This is a genomic window from Caulobacter sp. GW821-FHT09H08 (assembly GCF_059415885.1).
Window position 1 is genome coordinate 580,845 of record NZ_JBWKOC010000003.1, and the last position, 14,872, is coordinate 595,716.

The following is a 14,872-nucleotide window of genomic DNA, read 5'->3' on the forward strand; positions in this document are numbered from 1 at the left end:
CTACTCTTTTGTCCTCCCCCTTCATGGGGGAGGTGGCCCGAAGGGCCGGAGGGGGCAGCGTAGGCGCCATGTCTTTTTCCCCTCCCCCTCTGGGGGAGGGGGACCGCCGAACGGCGGTGGAGGCCTTCGCCGCCGCCAAGCCGCCAGACCCCCTAAACCCCGCTGCGCACCCCGTTGCCCCAACGGCAAGCCGCGCCACATCGCGCCGCAATCGGCTCTTTTTCTCCCCAAGCCGGGGCGCTGCCTCGGACTCGGTTTCCCCTTCGCGAAAAACCGCGCTATGCAGCGCGCGACTTCCGGCCGCTCGCCGGACCGGTATGCAAGACTTTGAGACGCTCATGCCCAGCTTGAACGAGATCCGCAGCACCTTCCTCGACTACTTCGGCAAGGCCGATCACGCCGTGGTTCAGTCCGCGCCGCTGGTGCCGCAGAACGACCCGACCCTGCTGTTCGTCAATGCCGGCATGGTGCCGTTCAAGAACGTGTTCACGGGCGCCGAGACCCCGGCCCATCCGCGCGCGGCCAGCTCGCAGAAGTGCGTCCGCGCCGGCGGCAAGCACAACGACCTGGACAATGTCGGCTACACCGCCCGCCACCACACCTTCTTCGAGATGCTGGGCAACTTCTCGTTCGGCGACTACTTCAAGGAACAGGCGATCCACCACGCCTGGACGCTGCTGACCGGCGAGTTCAAGCTGCCCAAGGAAAAGCTGCTGGTCACGGTGTATCACACCGACGACGAGGCGGCGGACCTGTGGAAGAAGATCGCCGGCCTGTCGGACGATCGCATCATCCGCATCCCGACCAGCGACAACTTCTGGTCCATGGGCGACACCGGCCCGTGCGGCCCGTGCTCGGAAATCTTCTTCGACCACGGCCCCTCGATCCCCGGCGGCCCTCCCGGCAGCCCGGACGAGGACGGCGATCGCTTCATCGAGATCTGGAATCTCGTGTTCATGCAGTTCGAGCAGCTGGCCGGCGGTGACCGCATCAGCCTGCCCAAGCCCTCGATCGACACCGGCATGGGCCTGGAGCGCGTCGCGGCCGTCCTGCAGGGCGTGCACAACAACTACGACGTCGACCTGTTCAAAACCCTGATCGCCGCCAGCGTCGAGCTGACCGGCGTCAAGGCCGAAGGCGCCGAGGCCCCGTCGCACCGCGTCATCGCCGACCACCTGCGTTCGTCCTCGTTCCTGCTGGCCGATGGCGTGACGCCGTCGAACGAAGGCCGTGGCTACGTCCTGCGCCGGATCATGCGCCGCGCCATGCGCCACGCCTATCTGCTGGGCGCGCAAGAGCCCCTGATGCACCGCCTGGCCCCGACCCTGGTGGCCGAGATGGGCCAGGCCTATCCGGAACTGCGCCGCGCCGAGGCCTCGATCGTCGAGACTCTGCGCCAGGAAGAAGAGCGCTTCCGCGTCACCCTGGGCCGCGGCATGGGCCTGCTCGACGACGCCACTGCCAATCTGAGCGCCGGCGGCGTGCTGGACGGCGAGACCGCCTTCAAGCTCTACGACACCTACGGCTTCCCGCTGGACCTGACCCAGGACGCCGTGCGCGCCAAGGGCCTGACCGTCGACACCGACGCCTTCGACGCGGCCATGCAGAAGCAGCGCGAGATGGCGCGCGCCAACTGGGCCGGCTCGGGTCAGCAGGCCGGCGCCGCCGCGTGGTTCTCGATCAAGGAAAAGGCCGGCGCCACCGACTTCGTCGGCTATGAGAACACCGAGACCACGGGCGTCGTGAAGGCGATCCTGGTCGACGGCGTCGAGGTCGAGAGCGCCTCGGCCGGCGTGACCGCCGAGGTCGTGCTGGACCGCACCAGCTTCTACGCCGAGAGCGGCGGCCAGGCCGGCGACACCGGCGTGATCGAGGCCAATGGCCGCGAGAGCCGCGTCATCGACACCCAGAAGCAGGCCGGCGAGCTGTTCGTCCACCGCGTCGAGCTGTCGGGCGACCTGAAGGTCGGCGACCAGGTCGTGGCCTCGGTCGACGCCGAGCGCCGCCACACCACCCGCTCCAACCACTCGGCCGCCCACCTGGTGCACGCCGCCCTGCACCATGTGCTGGGCCCGCACGTCGCCCAGAAGGGCCAGATGGTCGATGGCGAGCGCATGCGCTTCGACTTCAGCCACGGCGGCCCGCTGACCGCCGACGAGCTCGACCGCATCGAGGCCGAGGTCAACGAAGTCATCCGCCAGAACGTCCCGGCCGAGACCAAGGAAATGGCCCCGCAGGAGGCCATCGAGGCCGGCGCCGTGGCCCTCTTCGGCGAAAAGTACGGCGACAGCGTCCGCGTGCTCACGCTCGGCAAGTCGCTGGCCGACAACGCCAAGGCCTATTCGGTCGAGCTGTGCGGCGGCACCCACGTGGCCCGCACCGGCGACATCGCGCTCTTCAAGATCGTCTCGGAGCAAGGCGTCGCCGCCGGCGTGCGCCGCATCGAGGCCCTGACCGGCGAGGCGGCCCGCCGCTTCCTGCTGGACCAGGCGGGCGTGGCCAAGTCGCTGGCCGATCAGTTCAAGACCCCGGTCCTGGAAGTCGGCGCTCGCGTCGAGGCCCTGATCGCCGACCGCAAGCGCCTCGAGAAGGAACTGGCCGACGCCAAGAAGCAGCTGGCCCTGGGGGGCGGCGGTGGCGCTGCGGCCGGTCCTGAGGACGTGAACGGCACGGCCCTGATCGCCCGCGTCCTGGACGGCGTCGGCGGCAAGGAGCTGCGCGGCGTGGCTGAAGAGTTCAAGAAGCAGCTGACCTCGGGCGTCGTCGCCCTGGTCGGCACCTCGGACGGCAAGGCCGCCGTGACCGTCGCGGTCACCGCCGACCTGACCGGCAAGTTCAGCGCCGCCGACCTCGCCAAGGCCGCCGTGATCGCCATGGGCGGCCAGGGCGCCGGCGGCAAGGCTGACTTCGCCCAGGGCGGCGCCCCGGACGACAGCAAGGCCAACGAAGGCCTCGCGGCCGTCAAGGCGGCGCTGGCTGGCTGATCAGGCCGCTAGCTTATGAATGACGAAGGGGGCGTCGGGAGACGCCCCCTTTTTCATGTCCGAGATGGTCGCCGCTAGTTGGCCTTCGCGGGAGAGGCGCACGGCACGTCGTTGGCCGTCCAGTCGAAGTCATAGGTGGCCGGCACCTTCTCGCCGCCGCCGACGGCCCCCTTTCGGCCCGAGGGATTGAAGGCGATCCAGCCCATGCTGTTGTCGAACGCGGCGATCCGCTCGTTGTCACGCCGTGCGACGCTGGCGTCGATCTCCGGCTGCTCGATGCGCGATCCTCGGACCATGCGTATCGACCCGTCACGCAGCTCCCAGGCGCGGTAGTAGTTCCGCCCGAACAGGCGCGTATCGAAACTTGCTTTCGAGGACCATTGCTTGGCCTGGGTCGTACTCGGCAGTCGCACCGTCGTGACGTGGCAGCTGTATTCGGACTCGGTATAAAACGGCGCGTCCTGGTTAGGGCCCGCTGCTCGAATCCGCCGCTCGGGCGGACTGAATCCGCCGCCGGGAAGCGCCAGCGACCTGGCGCCGCCGCCGTCATCGTCCCAATCGACCGCTCCGGTTCCGCTGATGGTGAGGATGCTGGCGCCCGCCTTCAGGTCATAGCGCCACTGAACGTCGTCGATCGTCTGCCACACATCCCCGACGGCGCGCTGCCGGAAGGCGTCCAACAGCTGTCCGGTCGATACAGTGGAGAACTGCATCTGCTGCTGCAGGCCTTTGACGCCGCGAACGATTTGGGTCGACACGATCCGCGCCGGCTTGTCGAAGCCTGCCCGTGCATCGATCTCGTACAGATTGATTTCGTCGGGAGTCGTCGGCGGCTGCCACGCCAGCTTCTCCAGTGCGCTGCCTTGCGCGGTCAGCGGCAGGACCCAGTTCACCGGAAACACCGGCCGGGCGCTCGCCAGGGCCACGGACGGCAGCGTCCCGTCCAGCCAATAGGCAGCGCCATCGATACGCGCGCGCACGAGCACATGATCGAAATATTGCGGAACCGGCAGGCGCTGCCCCAGGCCGTCATCGGCGCCGGTTGAGTTTATGAGGACGGGCTCCGCATCGATCCCCAGTTCGTGAAGCAGCGCCAGAAGCAGCGTGGTCTTGCCCTTGCAGTCGCCGTAGCGGCGCTGCCAGGTCTCTTCCGCCGGAGCCGGGGTCAGATTGCGGCCATTGAGACCCACATAGATGTATCGCACATCCTGCTGGACCAGCTTCAGCGCGGCCGCGGCGCGATCGAGAGGGCTTGCCTGCGCCGCCGCGATGCGGGCGGCCTCGCGCTTGATCGCGGAGTTTGCGTCCAGCTTCGCGGCCTTCGCATAGAGGGGCGCGAAATGGCGCGAGAGAGACGGCCAGTCGGCGAAGTCCGTATATTCGACAGCGCGCTGCCACTGGTAGCGCGCCGGCGCGTCCTTCGGCGGTGAAAGCACGGCCGGATTGTCGAAGCGAAACTGGACCGCGCGCTCGCTCGCCGCCATCGCCGGCGTCATGTCGTCGGTCATTTTCAGGTTGGGCTTGTGGCCTTGATCCCAACTGAGTCCGAGGCGGTACCGACCCGGCGAGGGGGCCGGCGTGAGGATGAGCAGGCCAGCTTCATTGGGGCCCAGCGTGGGGTCGCTCGCGAAGGTGGTCAGATCCACCTCCAGTTCGTCGCCGACCCGCAGATCGGGAATGCGAAGGACCGCCGTCAGCGTCCCGTCGAGCTTTGCCATTTCCAGCTGGTCTTCGCGCCGCAAGATCTCGAACGACGAGTCTTTCAGGACATCGATGATCTGATCGTCGCGGAAGATCTTGATCTCATGCACGATGGGCGCATCGGAAATCGGGTCCCAGGCAATCGAAATGTTCCCGAGTTGCAGGGCGCTCGACTGCAGAATCTTGATCCGATAGCCGAAGTATTGCGCCTGTCCCTTGTCGCCGAGATGGATCTCCAGATCCTGGCGGCGAACGAAGACCGGACCGCTGACGTTCTCCGGTGTCGAAAGTAAAGCGGAGGGCGTGACCCATGTCGGGGCAGGACCTCGGCGAACCTGCACGGACTGTGCGTACGCAGAACTGGCGACCAACATAGACGCCATGACGATTACGGAAACGCGCACCGCTTTACCCCATCCCACTTCGCGCCATTGTGGCGAGCGCGAGATCACTTTCAAGTGGCGCTTGTGTCTCGTTGCAAGCGAAAGTGTTTCCCTGCGTGACGCGGCGCGGTCGCTCGCGAGGCCTATGCCTCAGGTCGCGTGCTCCCATTCCGCATCCGCCATGGCTTGACGAAACCGCGTCGAGCGCCTCAATTGATTTACAAATGTAGTTCAAACCTTGGAGGCGCTCGTGGCGCGAAAGGCTCTTCAGTGGGGGATGCTGGCCCTGGCCGCCGGCCTGTCGCTCGCCCTCGGCGGCTGCGGGGCCAAGGAAGGCCAGCAGGAAGCGCAGTCCCTGAAGGACAAGTCCCTGGCCCCGCCCGCGCTTTGGCGGGTCGAGGTCGTCGAGGACTCCGGCGGCCAGACCGGCGCCACCGAGGTCTGCGCGCATCCGGAACTGGTCGCCTCGTTCAGCCGCGTCGAGGCGCGAGTGAATGGCGCACTCTGCGAGCCCTACGGCAAGGCGGCCAAGGACAGCGCCGACGAGCATATCGGCCGCTGCCAGGCCGACGGCCTGCGCTACGGCCTCTATGTGACCACGACGCGCAAGGCCGCGGACGACTTCACCGTCCGCTTCGCCCTACAGCCGCTGCAGATGGAGGGCGGGAAGGTCGTCCAGGCCCGGCGCTATCACCGCGTGGGGCCGTGTCCCGCCGGCTGGAAGGCCGGCGACCAAGGCAAGCCCGGGGCTTACGGAAAGACGGGCGGCGCGCCGACCTCCAGCCTGCTGACGGGGCAGGGCGCCACGATGCGGCCGTAAGGGCGTCAGCTCTTCAGGAACGCCGCCAGCTTGTTGCCGTCCGGATCGCGGACATAGGCCAGGTAGTAGCCCTCGCCATAGGCCGGGCGCGGACCGGGCGGGCCGGCGCACGCGCCGCCCAGCGCCAGGGCCGCGGCGTGGAAGGCGTCGACCTGTTCCGATGTCTCGGCCTTCAGCCCGACCATGATGCCGTTGCCCGCCTTGGCCGGCAGGCCGTTCTCGGGCGCGCAGATCATGACGGTGGCGTGTTCGGGATCGGGGCCGTAGCCGATCCAGTCGCCCTGCCGCCACAGGCGCTCGCTGCCCAGGGCGCCCAGCACGGCGTCGTAGAAGGCGCCGGCGCGGTCGATGTCGCTGGCGCCGATCGTGATGTAGCTGATCATGGGGTCTCCTCCTGACGAAGGAGCATAGGAGACTAGCTGCCGTGGGCTGTCAGCAGTAGCGCAACCACCGACAGGGTGATCGCCGAAACGGCCGTGGTCAGGGCCACGGTGCGGGCTGCCCCTCGGGAGAAGACGCCGTAGGCGCGGGTCTGGATGAAGACGTTCACGGCGGTCGGGGCCGCCGCCAGCAGGGTCGCTCCGGCGCGGAAGGCCGGCGGCGCGGGCGTCAGGCCGATGGCGAACCAGGCCAGCAACGGGAACAGGACCAGCTTGGCCAGGGCGCCCAGCAGGATCGGCGTGTTGGCGGGCGCGGCCTCGCCCTCGGTCTCGCGCAAGCCCAGCGCCGCGCCGAGGGCCACGAGGCCGACAGGGCTGCCAGAGGCGGCGGCCATGCCGACGGCGCGGTCCAGGGGCTCGGGCAAGGCCAGGTCCAGCAGGGCCAGGGCGACGCCGGCCAGGGCGGCCGCCACGACCGGGTTGCGGAAGGCCTGCACCGTCGAGCGCCAGACCGACCGGCCCGCCGCCCAGCCCAGCAGGCCCACGCCCGTGGCGGCCAGGACCACGAAGTCGATGGCCACCGCGCCGGCGACCAGGCGAGCGGTCTCCGCGCCCAGGACGGCGGCGGTGATCGGCAGGGCCAGGAAGGCGCTGTTGCCGACACCCGAGGCCATGGCCGCCCCGGCCCGTTCGGCCTTGCTCCAGCCCAGCACGCGGCCGGCCAGGATGACGGCCGCCATGACCAGCAGCCCGGCGCCGGCATAGACGGCCAAACCCGTCAGCAGGTCATGCCCGGGCCGACCCAGCCTCGACAGCGAATGGATCAACAGGGCGGGGAAGCCGACCCAGTAGACATAAGCGGATAGACCTTGGGTCATCCGCGCGTCGAGCAGACGCAGACGGCTCAGGGCCAGGCCCGCGCCGACCAGCAGGAAGAAGGGCCAGACCCTGGCCAGGACGTCGAGGACGAGGGCGGTCACAGGGGATCGATCAGCCTTGGCGCTCGTCGCCTGGCAGGCGGATGTGGACCAGCTTCCAGGTGAACAGCTCGCGCCGCTCGAACGTGAAGATCGTGACCTTGCCGCCGCCGTTCGGACGCTTGATCGAGATACGCACCCGGTTGGGGTCCCAGTATGCGATGCCGGGATAGGGACCCCGGATCGAGTCGCGGACCTGTTCGCCCAGCGAAGGCTCGGTCGTCGGGGAGGGCGGGACCTGCCCCGGCGCATAGCCGCGCGTCAGCGCCGACAGGCCCGCCACGGTCAGGTAGCGGTCGACCTTGGGCTCGGGCGGGGCGATGGGCTCGATAGCCTTCTTCAGCGCGCCCAGCGGATCGCGCCAGACCGACGGCGCTTCGGGCTGGGCGGCCGGGGTGTCGGCGGCCAGCTGGCCCGTCAGGCTGCTGCGGACGGCGGGGAAATCGACCAACTCGCCGATCGCCTGCACGTCCTCGTACTGGGCGGCGGCCTTGAGCGCGCGGAAGGCGAACCACGGCGCGGTGGCGAACGCGGCGGCGAAGACAAAGATCGCCAGCACGATCAGGTCCCAGATCCGCTTCTGCAGGGTCATGCCGCCTCCCTAGAACCTGCCTTGGACAGGTTCTAGATTCCAAGGATGCGAGCGCGTTTAGCGGGCGAAACCGGGCACACTTTCGCCCAACGCGCTCGAAGGTTAACGGGGGTAGATCAAATCCCAGGCCGCGCCGCAAGGTTGCTCGCCTGGCGAGCGGGGCCAAAAGAAACGCCGCTTCCCGGGGCGGAAGCGGCGTTGAAGGGAGATCCGACGGGGAGGAGTGTTCTCGACGGATCTTGGGCGATGCTTGAGCCCAGTGAGCCGCGTCGGCTCCAGGCCAGTTGAATCCATACTGGTTGTATGTGTCAATTATCGCCTGATAATTGTATTTGGCGCGACAAACCGCGCCTCGCGCTCGCCGGCGGGGACTGGTATCAGGCTCTCGGGGGACGCTTTCAGTACCGAGAGTAACGACACATGTTGTGCCGTCCCGCGACGCGTCTGCGCGCCGCCGCTGCGTTTCTCGCGGCCGCCTTCCTGCTTCCCGCCATCGCCGCCCACGCCGCCGACCTGGATCAGGACGTCCTCTCCGAGATCAACTATGTCCGCGCCAACCCGACCGAATATGCTCGCGAACTGCGGCGCGCGCCCGACTGGGTGTTCGAGCGGGAAGAGTCCGGAGCGGTCGAGGAGGCCATCGCCTTCCTCGAGCGGCAGCAGCCCCTGCGGCCGCTGAAGGGCGACCAGCGCCTCGACGCCGCGGCTCGCCAGCACGCACGGACGCAAGGGCCGCGGGGCGACGTCGGCCACGGTCCGGCGGGCAGCCTGGGCGTCCGTCTGCGGAGCAACGGCGTCTATGCGGGCCTCTCGGCCGAGAACATCTCGTACGGCTATGACGACGCGCGGGCCATCGTGCGGCAGTTGGTCATCGACAGCCGCGTCGCCGGGCGAGGCCACCGGCGCAATATCTTCACCGCCAGCTACACGACCGCCGGCGTCGCGTGCGGCGACCATCGGCAGTGGGGCTCGATGTGCGTCATCGACTTCGCCGGGGCGCTGATGGAGCGGGGCCGGGCGGAATAGCCGGCAACGAAAAACGCCCCGGAGGCAGTCCTCCGGGGCGTTCTCGTTTCAGGCCGAAACCTGGAAGCTTAGGCCATGGCCTTCTTCAGGTTCTCGTCGATCTTGTCGAGGAAGCCTTCGGTCGTCAGCCAGCCTTGCTTGTCACCGACCAGCAGGGCCAGGTCCTTGGTCATGTAGCCTTCCTCGACGGTGTCGATGCAGACCTTTTCCAGGGTGGCGGCGAACTTGGCCAGCTCTTGGTTGTCGTCCAGCTTGGCGCGGTGGGCCAGGCCACGCGTCCAGGCGAAGATCGAGGCGATCGAGTTGGTCGAGGTGCTCTCGCCCTTCTGATGCTGGCGGTAGTGGCGGGTGACGGTGCCGTGGGCGGCTTCGGCTTCCACCGTCTTGCCGTCCGGGGTCATCAGCACCGAGGTCATCAGGCCCAGCGAGCCGAAGCCCTGGGCGACGATGTCCGACTGCACGTCGCCGTCGTAGTTCTTGCAGGCCCAGACATAGCCGCCCGACCACTTCAGCGCCGAGGCGACCATGTCGTCGATCAGGCGGTGCTCGTAGTGGATGCCCTTGGCCTTGAAGGCTTCGGCGTACTCGGCGTCGTAGATCTCCTGGAAGATGTCCTTGAAGCGGCCGTCATAGGCCTTGAGGATCGTGTTCTTCGTGGAGAGGTAGACCGGATAGCCGCGGTTCAGGCCGTAGGCGAACGAGGCGTGGGCGAAGTCGCGGATCGACTCATCCAGGTTGTACATCGCCATGGCGACGCCCGAGCCCGGAGCCTGGAACACTTCGTGTTCGATGACTTCGCCGTCTTCGCCGACGAACTTCACCGACAGGGTGCCCTTGCCCGGGAACTTGAAGTCGGTCGCGCGGTATTGGTCGCCGAAGGCGTGGCGGCCGACGATGATCGGCTGGGTCCAGCCCGGCACCAGGCGCGGAACGTTCTGGCAGATGATGGGCTCGCGGAAGATCACGCCGCCCAGGATGTTGCGGATCGTGCCGTTCGGCGACTTCCACATCTTCTTGAGATTGAACTCGGTGACGCGTTGTTCGTCCGGCGTGATGGTCGCGCACTTGACGGCGACGCCGTGCTTCTTCGTGGCGTTGGCCGCGTCGATGGTCACCTGGTCGTTGGTGGCGTCGCGGTTCTCGACCGACAGGTCGTAGTAGTCCAGTTCCAGGTCCAGATACGGGAAGATCAGCTTATCCTTGATGAGCTTCCAGATGATCCGGGTCATTTCGTCCCCGTCCATATCGACGACGGGGTTGGCGACTTTGATCTTGGCCATTGCGGGGATGTTCCTCTGGCGGTGGCGCGCCTGTGGCGATCTGGCGCACAGGGCCAGGAAGCGGCGCGGACGGGGAGGCTATAGACTGTTGCGTCGCGACGGAAAAGCGGATCGGTTGCAGGTCCTTAGTAACTTCAGCGTTGGAATGTCGGGAATCTGCGCAATAGCTCGCGGGGGGCGAGCCCGAAGCGCGTTTTTGAAACGCGCGTCGATTGTTTAGCTGCTGAGCCAGTCTGCGGGCAGACTGGCTCTGGGAGGGGGTTTGAACAACGGTTCAGCCGTGATCGCCGGAGTGACGGAGCCGCTGGCCAGGCGGCTGCTGATCATGGTCGCTATCCTGTCTATCGCCGTGACGGGCGTCGCGACGGCGGCGGCCTTCGTCTTCGTGCGCAAAAGCGCCGCTGACACCCAGACCCGGCACCTGGCCGAATATGTCGGCGAGCGGGTCAAGACCGAAGACCGCCTGTTCTCAGACCTCGTGAAGGTGCATGACGCCGCCGCCGAGGCCCTGACCCGGCGCCTGGCCATGGGCGACGACCCGGCGATCCACGCCCAGTTCGAACGCCTCTTCCCCGAGAAGGGCGACGGCACCCGGCGCTCGATCCCGGGCCTGTTCAACGGCGCCCGGATCGGCAACCGCTACATCTACGGCATCGGCTCGTACCTGCCCCAGGCCGACACGATGAGCCTGCCCGAGCAGGAACTGTTCGTCGCCGCCACGGACGTCGTGGCCTCGACCGGCGAAACCGAGATCCGCCACTACGACAACTTCTACTTCTTCACGCCCAGGACGCGGCTGGTGATGTTCGGGCCCAACCGCCCGGACAAGCTGATGTACTACCGGCGCGACGCGCCGCCGAACCTCAGCATCGCCGAGGAGGAGATGACGACCCTGACCCTGCCGGAGAACAATCCGACTCGGGTCATGAAGTGCACCAAGCTGCGGCGGCTGATCTCCGACCCCAGCGGCCGGGGCCGCAACGCCGCGTGCATGACGCCCTTCTACTACAAGGGCCAGTTCATGGGGGCGTTCGGCACCAGCCTGTCGCTGGACAGCTACCTGCTGCGCGCCGTGGCCGACGCCTTGCCGGGCGGCCGCAACATGATCGTGGCCGACGATGGCGAACTGGTCGCCGCCGCCGGTCTGGCCCGCAACGGCGCGATCGACGTCGGGGTGCTGCGCAAGTTCGAGGTCGATAACGACCTGAAGAACCTGGTCGATGTCGTCCGCGCTCAGAAGCGCGACGTCGGCACGGTGATGTCGCCCAAGGGCGACCGCCTGGTGGCCTATGGCCGCCTGATCGAGCCGGGCTGGTGGTTCCTGATGACCTTCCCGTCCAGCGACATCGTCTGGTCGTCGCTGAAGACCGCCTCGTGGGTGCTGTTGTTCGGCTTCGTCGGCGTGCTGCTGCAGGTGCTGCTGATGTACCGCCTGACCAACCAGATGGTCGCCACGCCGCTGCAGGCCCTGGCGGAGGCCCAGCGGGTGGGCGATCCGCAGGCCGCCGAACCGATCGAGAAGCGCCCCGACGAGATCGGCTCCCTCGCCCGCGCCCTGCGCGGCCAGCGCGAGCGGAACGAGGAGCTGCGCCGCTCGCTGGAGACCCGGGTGGCCGAGCGCACCGCCGAACTGGAGCGCGCCAACCAGGCCAAGTCGGTGTTCCTGGCCAACATGTCCCACGAACTGCGGACGCCGCTGAACGGGGTGATCGCCATCGGCGACCGCCTGGCCGACGAGCAGAACCCGGAGGTGCGCCGCGAACTGGCGGCTCTCGTCACCTCGTCGGGCCGTCTGCTGGAGCAGGTGCTGGGCGACATCCTGGACGTCTCCAAGATCGAGGCCGGCGAGTTCCAGCTGACCCTGGCGCCGTTCGACCTGACCCAGCTGGTGCGCGGCATGGCCGAGCTGCACGCGGCGGCGGCCGAGGCCAAGCGCCTGGCCTTCCGCTGGTCCGTCGCGCCCGAAGCCGCCGGGACCTATGACGGCGACGCGGGCCGGATCAGCCAGATCCTCTCCAACCTGCTGGCCAACGCCGTGAAGTTCACCGCCCAGGGCGAGGTCTCGCTGGAGGTCGACCGGGTCGGTGAACGTGTCCGCTTCACGGTCCGTGACACCGGGGTGGGTTTCGACGACGCGGTCCGTGATAGGCTCTTCAAGCGCTTCGTCCAGGCCGACCAGTCGATCACCCGCCAGTTCGGCGGCACGGGCCTGGGCCTGTCGATCTGCGCGGCTCTGGCCGGGATGATGGACGGCGAGATCTCGGCCGAGGCGACGCCGGGCGAAGGCGCGCGGTTCTCGGTCGTGCTGCCCCTGCCGCGCTGCGCCGAGGCCGAGGCCAAGCCGGCGGCCGCCGACGACCGCGAGATTTCCTTCGAGGGCATGCGGGTGCTGGTGGCCGAGGATCATCCGACCAACCGCAAGGTCGTCGAGATCGTGCTGCAGCCGTTCGGCATCGACTTGACCATGGTCGAGGACGGGCAGGCGGCGCTGGACGCCCTGGAAGCCGCCAGCTTCGACGCGGTGCTGATGGACATGCAGATGCCGGTGATGGACGGCCTGTCCGCCACCCGCGCCATCCGCGCTCGCGAGAAGGCTTCGGGCGCGCCGCCGATCCTGGTGGTCATGCTGACCGCCAACGCCATGGAAGAACACGTCGCCGCCGCCGAGGCCGCCGGCGCCGACCTGCACCTGGCCAAGCCGCTTCACCCGGCCCAGCTGCTGGAAGCCCTGGCGCGGGTGCGCGGCGGCTAAAGGCTTTGCGTGATCCCCGCCCTTCGACAGGCTCAGGGTGAGGATCAAGACATCGCACTGGAAACCTCATCCTGAGCTTGTCGAAGGACGAGGTTTCGGCTCGCCTAGAACTCGTCCAGCACCGCGCGACCGACCTCCGCGATCAGTCGCTCGCGGGCGACGGCGTCCGCCGTGGACGCGGTCAGGAACACCGCCAGCGCGATGCGGCGGCCGTCCTTCAACTCGATCACCGCCAGGGCGTGGGTCTGCGGCGTGACGCCCAGGTCCGGGCTGGCCGAGCCGGCCGCCTGGGCCAGCGCCGCGCCCTTGGGCAGGACCGCCGCCAGGTAGCCGCCGTCGTGTCCCAGCAGTTGGTTGAAGTCGGGCGCCACGCCCAGTTCGCGCGTGTCGAAGGCTTCCAGCAGGCGGGCCATGCCGACCGGCGTGGCGGTGTCGCGCGGATCGCCCTGGCGCTGGTCGGCCGCCCGGGCGCGGTCGGCGGCCGAAACAGCCTGGACCTTGCCGCGCCAGACGGCCTCGCTCTTCCACTCGGCGCGGAACGAGGCCAGGCCACGGCTCTCGGTCTCGACCTGGCGGCGATAGCGGTCGACGCTGACGCCCTTGATCCCGCGCACGTCCAGCCAGCCATTAACCCCGCCCGGCCCGCCGATGCGACGGGTCAGAAGGTCGAGCGCGGTGGTGTCGCCGTGCAGGGCCAGGGTCTCCAGGTCGGCGACGGTCCAGGTCTGGCGACCGGGCCACGCGTCGGCCACGGCGCTGGGCGGCGGCGACAGGTCGACGTCGCGGACGGGCAGCACCTCGGTGAGCGGCAAGCGGCCCGCCGCCGTCTCGGCCATCACCGCCGCCAGGATCGGAACCCGCGCCCCGGCGCCCAGGGGAAAGATACGGTCGCCGTTATGGGCCCACAGCTGGCGGGTGGTCAGGTCCTCGACCGCCACGCCCAGCACGGCCGGCGCGGCGCGGACGGCAATGGCGTCGATGCGCTTGTGCAGCCGCTTGGGCTTCATGGTCGGTTCCTGCTGCCCCAGCATCGGCTTTTCGCCGCAGGCGGCGAGGACAGGCAGGGCGAGAAGGGCGGTCAGGACGGCGCGGCGCGACATGCCGTTTGAACGCGGCGCTGGCGGTTCGGCTGCGCTGAACACTTGCATCCGGCGCTCAGTCGGCGGCAAAGGGTGCGGATGACCGACGAAGCCGTGACCAAGCCCATCCCTCCCTGCGTGATCCTCAACGAGCCCCAGCTGGCCGAGAACATCGGCTCGGTGGCGCGGGTGATGGCCAATTTCGGGCTTTACGAGCTGCGCCTGGTGCGGCCGCGCGACGGCTGGCCGCAAGAGCGGGCCTGGGCCAGCGCCTCGGGCGCCCACTGGCCGCTCGACGACGCCAAGGTGTTCGATACCCTTGAGGAAGCGATCGCCGACCTGAAGCTGATCTACGCCACCACGGCCCGCCCGCGCGAGACGCGCCTGCCGGTCTACACCCCCCGTGAGAGCGCCGCCCACCTGGCCGAGGAAGTCGCGCAAGGCCGCAAGGTCGGCCTGCTGTTCGGCGGTGAGCGCGCGGGTCTGGAGACCCACGACATCGCCCTCTGCCAGGCCATTGTCTCGATCCCGATCGACGAACGCTTCCGCTCGCTGAACCTGGCCCAGGCGGTGTCGATCAACGCCTACGAATGGAAAATGACCCAGGACGACCGGCCCTGGAAGAAGTTCGAGCACAATGTCGAGGAGCCCGCCGATCAGGCGATGCTGCTGGGCCTCTACGAGCATCTCGAGGGCGAGCTGGACAAGGCGGGCTTCTACCATCCGCCGGAGAAGAAGCCCTCGATGGTCCGCAACCTCCGCGTCCCGCTGGCCCGGGCCCGCCTGACCGACCAGGAGGTTCGCACCTTCCGGGGCGTGATCACCGCGCTCAGCAAGGGCCGTGGCCGCGTCCTGGCGAAGCTGGCCGAGAAGGCCTCGAAGAAGGACTAACTATCGG

11 protein-coding genes and 1 pseudogene are annotated in these 14,872 nt (G+C 68.4%); 5 read left to right on the plus strand and 7 right to left on the minus strand.

The window, feature by feature from the left end:
- Window positions 1–338: 338 nt before the first annotated feature.
- Entirely contained in the window at window positions 339–2,984 is a 2,646-nt protein-coding gene (alaS, locus tag AC07NN_RS12350) for an alanine--tRNA ligase (protein WP_494641084.1), read from the plus strand.
- Window positions 2,985–3,058: 74 nt separating this feature from the next.
- On the opposite strand, the gene AC07NN_RS12355 is transcribed toward alaS, so the two are convergent.
- Window positions 3,059–5,137, minus strand: a complete 2,079-nt coding sequence (locus AC07NN_RS12355) for a DUF3857 domain-containing protein (protein WP_494641920.1) — start codon at window positions 5,135–5,137, stop codon at window positions 3,059–3,061.
- A gap of 181 nt (window positions 5,138–5,318) precedes the next feature.
- Here AC07NN_RS12355 and AC07NN_RS12360 point away from each other — a divergent pair, with 181 nt between their 5' ends.
- A complete protein-coding gene (locus AC07NN_RS12360) occupies window positions 5,319–5,888 on the plus strand; it encodes a hypothetical protein (RefSeq protein WP_494641086.1) in 570 nt (189 codons plus the stop codon).
- Window positions 5,889–5,893: 5 nt separating this feature from the next.
- Here AC07NN_RS12360 and AC07NN_RS12365 read toward each other — a convergent pair whose 3' ends face one another.
- The 3 genes from AC07NN_RS12365 to AC07NN_RS12375 are packed head-to-tail and all read right to left on the minus strand — an operon-like array spanning window position 5,894 to window position 7,837.
- Window positions 5,894–6,271 carry a VOC family protein gene (locus tag AC07NN_RS12365; protein WP_494641088.1) on the minus strand — a complete coding sequence of 126 codons (378 nt, stop codon included), beginning with the start codon at window positions 6,269–6,271 and terminating at the stop codon, window positions 5,894–5,896.
- 32 nt (window positions 6,272–6,303) lie between these two features.
- On the minus strand, window positions 6,304–7,248 hold the full coding sequence (locus AC07NN_RS12370) for an AEC family transporter (RefSeq protein WP_494641090.1): 945 nt from the start codon (window positions 7,246–7,248) through the stop codon (window positions 6,304–6,306).
- 10 nt (window positions 7,249–7,258) lie between these two features.
- Window positions 7,259–7,837, minus strand: a complete 579-nt coding sequence (locus tag AC07NN_RS12375) for a DUF2939 domain-containing protein (RefSeq protein ID WP_494641092.1) — start codon at window positions 7,835–7,837, stop codon at window positions 7,259–7,261.
- 420 nt (window positions 7,838–8,257) lie between these two features.
- Here AC07NN_RS12375 and AC07NN_RS12380 point away from each other — a divergent pair, with 420 nt between their 5' ends.
- Window positions 8,258–8,863, plus strand: a complete 606-nt coding sequence (locus AC07NN_RS12380) for a CAP domain-containing protein (protein WP_494641094.1) — start codon at window positions 8,258–8,260, stop codon at window positions 8,861–8,863.
- A gap of 68 nt (window positions 8,864–8,931) precedes the next feature.
- On the opposite strand, the gene AC07NN_RS12385 is transcribed toward AC07NN_RS12380, so the two are convergent.
- Window positions 8,932–10,143 (minus strand): NADP-dependent isocitrate dehydrogenase, encoded by a 1,212-nt coding sequence (locus AC07NN_RS12385; protein WP_494641096.1) that lies wholly within the window; start codon window positions 10,141–10,143, stop codon window positions 8,932–8,934.
- 325 nt (window positions 10,144–10,468) lie between these two features.
- On the opposite strand from AC07NN_RS12385, the gene AC07NN_RS12390 reads away from it, so the two are divergent.
- A complete protein-coding gene (locus AC07NN_RS12390; protein ID WP_494641926.1) occupies window positions 10,469–12,895 on the plus strand; it encodes an ATP-binding protein in 2,427 nt (808 codons plus the stop codon).
- A 13-nt stretch (window positions 12,896–12,908) separates the two neighbouring features.
- Here AC07NN_RS12390 and AC07NN_RS12395 read toward each other — a convergent pair.
- Window positions 12,909–12,987: pseudogene (locus AC07NN_RS12395) on the minus strand (hypothetical protein); the annotation flags it as partial.
- A gap of 12 nt (window positions 12,988–12,999) precedes the next feature.
- Entirely contained in the window at window positions 13,000–13,995 is a 996-nt protein-coding gene (locus AC07NN_RS12400; RefSeq protein ID WP_494641098.1) for a serine hydrolase, read from the minus strand.
- A gap of 78 nt (window positions 13,996–14,073) precedes the next feature.
- On the opposite strand from AC07NN_RS12400, the gene AC07NN_RS12405 reads away from it, so the two are divergent.
- The gene (locus tag AC07NN_RS12405; protein ID WP_494641100.1) at window positions 14,074–14,865 is read left to right on the plus strand and encodes an RNA methyltransferase; all 792 of its coding nucleotides are present in this window, start codon (window positions 14,074–14,076) and stop codon (window positions 14,863–14,865) included.
- Window positions 14,866–14,872: the final 7 nt, after the last annotated feature.